The organism is Bartonella sp. AP36NXGY, from assembly GCF_042195865.1.
GTDB lineage: Bacteria > Pseudomonadota > Alphaproteobacteria > Rhizobiales > Rhizobiaceae > Bartonella.
Genome location: NZ_JBHIPD010000068.1, coordinates 1 through 2,548 on the forward strand (window position 1 = coordinate 1; position 2,548 = coordinate 2,548).

General features: G+C 37.0%; 1 protein-coding gene and 1 pseudogene. One reads left to right on the plus strand and one right to left on the minus strand.

Annotated features, from left to right (window positions below):
• Positions 1–1,334: DEAD/DEAH box helicase family protein (locus ACFINX_RS09680; protein WP_375668759.1), on the minus strand; the 1,334-nt coding region annotated here is incomplete at its 3' end.
• A gap of 965 nt (positions 1,335–2,299) precedes the next feature.
• Between ACFINX_RS09680 and ACFINX_RS09685 the strand changes: the two are divergent.
• A pseudogene (locus ACFINX_RS09685) lies at positions 2,300–2,548 on the plus strand (ShlB/FhaC/HecB family hemolysin secretion/activation protein); the annotation flags it as partial.

The following is a 2,548-nucleotide window of genomic DNA, read 5'->3' on the forward strand; positions in this document are numbered from 1 at the left end:
GTAATCAGATGTTGAATGGATTGACTTACTTCTTCTTCGTTGACAACTAATATGATAACTTTACAAGGTGATAACAGTTTATGTTCTAGAGCTTCCGCAAATGTATAATGATGCAGTTCTTTGCCATAAATTTTTTCGTCATCCATAGAGGCAAGAACAGTATCAGATAGGTCAGCTTTCCTTTTTATCTTATCTGTAAAGATTTTGGGGGTTGCTGTCATATATAGACGTTTTTTACCCCGAATGATTCTGTTATCATGAACCTTGATAAATTCAGATTCACGCTTGTCTGTTCCTAACACAGCCCCAGTTGTTCTATGTGCTTCATCGCAAATGATTAGATCAAATTCGGGTAAACCATGCTCTTTTTGCGCATCTGAAATCACTTGGATAGAATGGTAAGTTGAAAACACCACCGTCATTGCATCTGCTAGGTTTTCGCAAGCTTCTTTGGCAAGGGTTTGGGCATCCGTGGTAGCAGGGAGAACAAGATCTGATGTTTCCATGCCAACAATATCATCTTGGTTCTTACGACGCTTGCCTACTTTTGTATCCGAACACACAGCAAAAGAACGCAAAGGTACTTGTGCATCGGCTGTCCATTCACGGATTGTTTGTGAGACTAAAGCCAGAGAAGGGACCAGAAACAAAACACGCTTGCCTTTCCCAGCAAGGGTTTCTGCTATCTTCAAACTGGTGAAAGTCTTCCCCGTACCACATGCCATGATCAGCTTGCCACGGTCTGCTTCTTTTAAACCTTCACAGACTTTCTTGATGGCTTCTTCTTGATGGGAACGAGGCTCTTTGGTTGATTTCAGAACCACTTCTTGTTTTGTTGCAAATATTTGCCAATCTATCCGACTGTTTTCCATATGACGAAGGTCAATGCGATAAACGGGTATCGCTTGTCCTTTAATCATGGTATTCACATTGTCACTTAATTCCACTTCTGTGCTGTCAACGAGAAGACGATATTTAAAGATGTCTTTTCCAGATGCCGCGATAAAGCTATCAATATCCTTTTTACTGATCTGATGATCTGCTTGATAAAACTTACATTGAATAGCGACATAACCCTCTTGATTGCGAAGTTTGGCAACCAGATCAATGCCGATATCATTTTTATTCCAACCTTCACGCTCTTTCGCCCATTCATAATAGCTCTCAACTTTTTCATATCGCCCATAGTGGAGAGGGTCATACATAAGATATTTTGTCACAAAATCTTCAAATACTTTCCCCCGTAGAGCATTTGATGTTGCCTGTTCACGATAGGATTGTAAAAGGGAGCGTAAAGTGATGTGTTTGTTATCATACTTAATAGATTGCAGCATATTGTAATAAAAATCCCTTGCCTTATGATATGATCAATAATCATCAAAAGAATCAAAACGAATTCAATTAAATGCATTTAAAGCAAATAACGATAAAAATGGGAAAAAACTGCTAAAAAAGCCGATATTTTTTCAAAAGGGGTTTAAAAGGCTGTTTATCAACAGCCCATGGCATAGGATAAGATCAGCAAAGTAGTAAAATTTGCTGTTCGTTTCACGTGTTCATCAAGACAAATGAACTATGTGCTTTTAAAATATCATAATGAGTATTTTGATAGGTTTTATGAGTCACTAAAATAATCTAGTTTGTTAGTTCAATTTACAGACACAAACTGACAAATATATATTATGGATTGTATTTAAGGTTGTAATGTCGATATAGGTTGTATCGTTAAAATGCTAACATATTGAAATATAATGTTTTTAATTTTCTCTCATTTAAAAAAATAATATAGGAGCTAGAATGAACTGACAAGACTGACAGCACTGGACAAAACTCTTCTGTTCAGATCACTCAGATCATTGTCTTTGGAGAACGGTTGCTTAATGCGCTGTACAGAGAGTTTTGCCTATTTGAGTAGAAAGTTTTAAAAGAGGTTTCTTTATTGTTTTCTATGATGGTTTTTGACGACAGGATGTGCTTGATAGCATGATGTCTCGTTTATATGCGTGTTGAGTGGCTTAGAGGGGCTGGAGAGTGAATTTATCTCTAATTATTGATAAATATATTGTAGCATTAAACTGGGGATATTGATGTATTAACCATTGACGGGCTAAACAGTTTTGGTTAAAGGTCTTTTTATATAAATGTGGGGGAGAGATCTTCAGCAGTTAAAATAAAGCAGTTTTTGGGTGTCACTTTTTTGGTCACAGAGGCATGTGCTTTTGTTAAAAGCGTTATAGGGCAGTGGCTGTTTTGAGTGGACTTGTTAGAGGTTTCATGAAGTTCTTTTAAAGAGTGCTTCATGAATAATGCAAAGCGGGGGCAATCTGTATTGTTATTGATATTTTTACGCCAAAGTTCTCTTTTGAGAATTTTTCGTGCCATTTTTGTTTTCTTTGGCTTGTTTACAGGTGTAAATGTTTATGCGCGCTCCTCAGCTATTTTTCATTCCCCAACAGATAATTTTTCTCGTGGGTATTCAGAAAAGCAGCAATTAGAAAGAATTGAGAAATTACGGTCTTTAACGCCTAAAAGGATCAAGACGCCTTCA